Below are 5,894 nucleotides of genomic sequence, written 5' to 3'. Positions count from 1 at the left end.
CCCCCCACGCCTGATGCATCGCCCCCGCGAACGCCCCCGCGATCTTGTGCTCGCCGGCCGCGTTCGGGTGGGTGCCGTCGTACGTGTCGTGGGTGACGTCGTACGACTCGGGGAGGGACGCCAGGAGGAGCGGTGAGCGTGGGTCGTCGAGGTCGGCGACCGCCTTCGCCTGGAGTTCGTTGAAGAGGGCGACCTCGGTGGCGAAGGGGGCGTCGGTCTGGGCGCGGACGTTCGGGATCACCGGGAGGAACACCATGCGGACGGACGGTCTCACGATGCGGGCCGCCGCGACGAAGGACCGCATGTTGTCGGCCGTCTGCGCCGCGTTCGTGTAGAAGCCCAGGTCGATCAGGCCGAGGGAGACGAGGAGCACGTCCGCCCGGTGCGCGCGGACCGCCTCGCCGATCAGCGGAGCCATGTGCAGCCAGCCCTCGCCCCAGCCGGCGAGGTGGAAGTGCGGGAAGTCGGGGTCGGCGTACTCGTACGACGTGGGCGTGTCCGTCGCCTTGTCGTACAGCGTCTCGCGCGGGCCGACCACGGCGAACGGGCCGCCGTAGGTCGCGCGCAGGTGCTGCCACATCCGGTAGCGCCATGTGTGTTCGCCCGCGCTCCCGATCGTCATGGAGTCGCCTACGGGCATGAACCTGAGCATCCGCTCATGATGGACGATCAACCACCCGTCGACGGAACGGGCGGGGTGTGAGGCCCACCACGCCGACGGCCGGCCCGCGGGGGATGGCAGGCTTGGGGCATGCGTCGCTTCCTCGCGTTCCTCGGCGCCGGCTTCCTTGTCGGCGCGCTCGCCCTGCCCGCAACCGCAGCACCCTCCGACGACGGAGACGGCAAGGGCGACAAGGGGTTCACGATCACCGACTCCCGGATCACGGAGTCGAGCGGGCTCGCCGCCTCGCACCTCCACCCCGGCATCTACTGGACGCACAACGACAGCAACGACGGCCCGTACATCTACGCCGTCGACAGCGGCACCGGCAAGACGGTCGCCACGGTCACGTTCAGCGGAGTCGGCAAACCGCGTGACGTCGAGGCGATCTCCATCGGCCCGCACAACGAGATCTACGTCGGCGACATCGGCGACAACCTCGACGGGACCTGGCCGTACGTCTGGATCTACAAGCTGCCCGAACCGAAGGTGCTCAAGGACCAGACGATCCGGGCCACGCAGTACGTCGTGAAGTACTCGGACGGTGCCCGCAACGCCGAGTCGCTGATCGTGCACCCCAAGACCGGGCGCGTGTACATCATCGACAAGAAGGAGGACGGCGGCCACCTCTTCGAAGGCCCGGCCACGCTCTCCTCCTCCGGCACCAACTACTTCAAGCCCATCGCCGCCGTGGACCTCTGGGCCACCGACGCCGCCTTCTCCCCCAACGGCCAACAGCTCGCCGTACGAGGTTACTTGGGCGGTATCTACTACGACTGGAACGGCGGGAAGATCAAGCGCGAGGGGCGTCTCGACGTGCCGTTGCAGGGGCAGGGGGAGTCCGTCAGCTACTCCGCCGACGGAACCAAGCTGTTGTACGGGAGTGAGGGCGCCGACAGTCCCGTGCAGGCGGAGGACGTTCCCGGGGGGAGTTCGGACTCCGCCAAGTCGCCCTCCGGGGGCGGGAGTTCGGCTAGCGGTGACAGCGGCGGCGGCTCGGGGAACAACGTGAAGATCGGTGCCGCGGCCGTCGTGGTCGTCGGCGGGGCGCTGTTCGGACTACGGCGCCTCACGCGTCGTAGGAGCTGAACTCACCCCTCTCACCGGGCTGTTGGCCCTCGCCGCGCTGGTGGACCATGACCTCCAGCCCGTCCAGGATGCGCCCGAGCCCGAACTCGAAGTGGTCGAATCCGGCGGTGAACGTGTCGGGGGAGAGGGACGCGAGCGTCGGGTACGCGCCGGTCGCCATCGCCTTCTCCAGCGCCGGGACCTGGGCGCCGTAGAACTCCGCGTCGGTCAGGCCGGTGCTGCGGGCCGCCTCCTCCTGGTGGACCTGGGTGCGGGCGGCGCCGACGACGTAGCCGTCGATCATGACGACGGTCGAGATGAGCTCCGGGTCGGTCAGGCCCATCGGGCGGATGCGGCCGAGCAGGTGTTCCAGGGTGGCGAGGGCGCGGGGGCCCAGCAGCGGGCGGGACTGGTTGACCCGCAGCAGCCAGGGGTGCCGGCGGTGGACGGCGAGTGCGTCGCGGGCGGCGGCCTCCAGCGCGGAGCGCCAACTGCCGCTGCCCGCACCGTCGTTGGGGAGGTCCGGGAAGCGGACACGGTCCAGCATCAGGTCGAGGAGTTCGGCCTTGCCGGGGACGTACCGGTACAGGGACATCGCGCCGGTGCCGAGATCGGTGGCGACCCGCCGCATGGAGACGGAGTCCAGCCCCTCCTCGTCCGCGATGCGGATGGCCGCGTCCACGATCCGGTCGACGGACAGCCCCGGTTTCGGTCCGCGGCTGGGGCGCGGGCCGGCGTCCCACAGCAGTTCGAGGGTGCGGCCGATGTCACCGCTGCCGCTGGACTCCTGACTGCTTGCCATGGGGCGAGTGTAGATCCCGGGGCGAAAACCGAGTACACCGTACGCGCAATCGGATACGGTGCACGCAGTTCGAACGCCCGGTACAGGAGGGAGGGAAGAGGACCCATGGGTGGTGACTCGTACGTGGTGGAGGCCGAGGCGCTGGAGAAGCGCTACGGCGACAAACACGCCCTCGACGGCTTCGACCTGGCCGTCCGCGAGGGCACCGTGCACGGTCTGCTCGGCCCGAACGGCGCCGGCAAGACCACCGCCGTCCGCATCCTCTCCACGCTGGTCCGGCTCGACGGCGGCCGGGCGACGGTCGCCGGTCTCGACGTGGCCCGCCAGCCGCGCCAGGTCCGCACCCGGATCGGGCTCACCGGCCAGTACGCGGCGATCGACGAGATCCTCACCGGCCGGCAGAACCTGGAGATGTTCGGCCGCCTCTTCCATCTCGGCCGCAGGCGGGCCAAGTTGAGGGCGTCCCAACTCCTGCGCCAGTTCGACCTGGAGGCCGCGGCGGACAAGGGCGCGGGCGGCTACAGCGGAGGCATGCGCCGCCGCCTGGACCTGGCCGCGTCGATGATCCTGGCCCCCGCTGTCCTCTTCCTCGACGAACCGACCACCGGCCTGGACCCACGCAGCCGGGGCGAAGTCTGGGAAGCGGTACGGCAGTTGGTGGCGGAGGGCACCACCGTCCTCCTGACCACCCAGTACCTGGAGGAGGCCGACCGGCTGGCCTCCCGCATCACCGTCATCGACCAGGGCCGGGCCATCGCCGACGACACCCTCGACGGCCTCAAGAACCGCGTCGGCGGCGACCGTATCGAGGTCGTGCTGCGCGAACCGGCCCACATCCCCTACGCGTTGCAGGCGGTCGCGAGGGTGGCCCACGGCGGCCAACCGGAGGCCGACATGGGCGAGTTGCGGGTGCACGCGCCGGTGGCCGACCGGGTGGGGTCGCTGACCGAGGTCGCCCGGTACCTCCACCACTACGGCATCCCGGTCGAGGACATCGGCCTGCGCCGCCCGAGCCTGGACGACGTGTTCCTACGGCTGACGGGCCGCCGCACGGAAGAAGAACCGACCGCCCAGGAGCCGGAGTTCGAGGTTCCGGAGACCGAGGGGGCGGCTGCATGAGCGGCGGCACGTCGACGGCGTCGGCATCCGCGTCCGAGGGAACCGGCCGCACCTACCGCAGACGCCCCCAGCACGGCCGCGTCTTCTGGACGATCGCCGACTGCTGGAACGTCGTCCGGCGCGGCCTGACCCACTACCGCCGCCAACCGGTCAGCATCCTCTGGCAGTTGGGCTTCCCGATCCTGTCCGTGCTGCTGTACGGGTACGTCTTCGGCAAGGCGATGCGGGTGCCGGGCGGCGGCGACTACAAGGCGTTCCTGATGCCGGGCATGTTCGTGATGACGGTGGCGATGGGCTTCGTCTCCACGGCGACGATCTTCGTGAACGACGCGAAGAAGGGCGTCATCGACCGGTTCCGTTCCATGCCGATGGCGCCGTCGGCGGTGGTGGCGGGGCGCGGCGCGACCGATCTCATCGTCGCCTGCGCGGAGTTGGGCATCATGATGGCCACGGCGTACGGGATGGGCTGGCGCCCGGAGTTCGGCGCGGGCCCCGATCTGGGAGCGGGCCTCGGCGTCGACATCGGCCTCGGCCTGGACTTCGTGAAGGCGGTGGCCCTGCTCCTGGCACTCCGCTTCGCGCTGATCTGGGTGGGCGTCTGGCTCGGACTCCTGCTCCCCGGCCCCGAACAGGTGGGCGGTCTCTTCGCGATCGTCTTCCCCCTGACGATGATCTCCAGCATCTACGTCTCCCCGACCCAGATGCCCCACTGGCTCGGCCAGGCCGCCCTCTGGAACCCGCTCTCGTCGACGGCGGGCGCCACGCGAGCGCTGTTCGGCGCCCCGACGGGCCAGGGCACGTCCTGGCCGGAGCAACACGCGCTGCTGCTCGCGGGGGCGTGGCCGGCGGCGCTGACACTGCTGTTCCTTCCGCTGGCGGTGCGGAGGTTCCGCAGGCTCAGCCGATAACCGTCGACGACTGTCGGCGTCCGTTGTCTTGACGTGTTCACGCGACATGGCTTCCATGGAGGACGTCGGGTAGCGGGAGCGCTCCCACCGGTTCCGGACCCGCGCCTCCGAGAGGAAGCAGCGAGGTGTCCCTCATGTCTTCAATGCTCCTGTTCCGCAATTTGAGAAGAGCGCTGGGGGTAATTGCCGCGGTGCTCGTGTTGCCGCTGGCCGGTGTGCACCCAGCACAGGCGGCCGATAGCGCGAGTGCCCCCGGAGCTGGCTACTGGCACACCAGCGGCCGCCAGATCCTGGACGCGGCCGGGCAGCCGGTCCGTATCGCCGGGATCAACTGGTTCGGCTTCGAGACCGCCAACTACGTTGTGCACGGCCTCTGGTCACGCGACTACAAGAGCATGATCGACCAGATGAAGTCGCTGGGCTACAACACCATCCGCCTCCCCTACAGCGACGACATCTTCAAGTCCGGCACCGTCCCCAACAGCATCGACTTCTCCAGCGGCAAGAACGCGGACCTCCAGGGCCTGAACTCCCTCCAGATCATGGACAAACTCGTCGCCTACGCCGGCCAGGACGGACTGAAGGTCATCCTCGACCGGCACCGCCCGGACGCGTCGGCGCAGTCGGCGCTCTGGTACACGGCGGCGGTACCGGAGTCGACCTGGATCGCCAACCTCCGCTCGCTGGCGGCCCGTTACGCGGGCCAGTCGACAGTCATCGGCATCGACCTCCACAACGAGCCCCACGATCCGGCGTGTTGGGGCTGCGGCGATGTGGCGACGGACTGGCGCCTGGCGGCGGAGCGCGCGGGCGACGCGGTGCTGTCGGTCAACCCCGACCTGCTGATCTTCGTGGAGGGCGTGCAGACGTACGCCGGCGTATCGGGTTGGTGGGGCGGCAACTTGATGGGCGCGGGCCAGTACCCGGTCCGACTGACCGTGCCCAACCGGGTGGTGTACTCCGCCCATGACTACGCGACGAGCGTGGCCCAGCAGCCCTGGTTCAGCGACCCGTCCTTCCCGGCGAACATGCCCGGGGTGTGGGACAAGTACTGGGGCTACCTCTTCCAGCAGAACATCGCGCCGGTGTGGGTGGGCGAGTTCGGCACGACGCTGGCATCGACGGTGGACCAGAAGTGGCTTGCGGCACTGGTGAGTTACCTGCGCCCGACCTCGACCTACGGCGCCGACGCCTTCTCCTGGACCTTCTGGTCGTGGAACCCCAACTCCGGTGACACGGGCGGAATCCTGAAGGACGACTGGGTGACCGTGGACACGGTGAAGGACGGATATCTGGCGAGCATCAAGGCGGCGGGGTTTCCGAGCACGGGGACGGG

At 69.6% G+C, this 5,894-nt stretch carries 6 protein-coding genes; 4 read left to right on the top strand and 2 right to left on the bottom strand.

Features of this window, described 5'->3' with window-relative positions; all coding sequences use genetic code 11:
• On the bottom strand, nucleotides 1-652 hold a 652-nt coding region (locus AC31A1_RS45320; protein ID WP_489658916.1), incomplete at its 3' end, for a GDSL-type esterase/lipase family protein.
• 99 nt (nucleotides 653-751) lie between these two features.
• Here AC31A1_RS45320 and AC31A1_RS45315 point away from each other — a divergent pair.
• Entirely contained in the window at nucleotides 752-1,750 is a 999-nt protein-coding gene (locus AC31A1_RS45315) for a WD40 repeat domain-containing protein (RefSeq protein ID WP_489658915.1), read from the top strand.
• On the opposite strand, the gene AC31A1_RS45310 is transcribed toward AC31A1_RS45315, so the two are convergent.
• A complete protein-coding gene (locus AC31A1_RS45310) occupies nucleotides 1,731-2,531 on the bottom strand; it encodes a TetR/AcrR family transcriptional regulator (RefSeq protein ID WP_489658914.1) in 801 nt (266 codons plus the stop codon). The genes AC31A1_RS45315 and AC31A1_RS45310 overlap by 20 nt on opposite strands.
• Before the next feature lie 105 nt (nucleotides 2,532-2,636).
• Between AC31A1_RS45310 and AC31A1_RS45305 the strand changes: the two genes are divergently transcribed.
• The 3 genes from AC31A1_RS45305 to AC31A1_RS45295 all read left to right on the top strand — a co-directional run.
• Nucleotides 2,637-3,650 carry an ATP-binding cassette domain-containing protein gene (locus AC31A1_RS45305; RefSeq protein WP_489658913.1) on the top strand — a complete coding sequence of 338 codons (1,014 nt, stop codon included), beginning with the start codon at nucleotides 2,637-2,639 and terminating at the stop codon, nucleotides 3,648-3,650.
• Nucleotides 3,647-4,558, top strand: a complete 912-nt coding sequence (locus AC31A1_RS45300; protein WP_489658912.1) for an ABC transporter permease — start codon at nucleotides 3,647-3,649, stop codon at nucleotides 4,556-4,558. Before AC31A1_RS45305 ends, AC31A1_RS45300 begins: the two co-directional genes overlap by 4 nt.
• A gap of 143 nt (nucleotides 4,559-4,701) precedes the next feature.
• Nucleotides 4,702-5,894, top strand: a 1,193-nt coding sequence (locus AC31A1_RS45295) for a glycoside hydrolase family 5 protein (RefSeq protein WP_489658917.1), incomplete at its 3' end; no start/stop codon positions are given.

This window comes from Streptomyces sp. P5F9, assembly GCF_057961495.1.
Note: the sequence above shows the minus strand (reverse complement) of the source record. Positions and strands in the feature narration are given on the sequence as shown.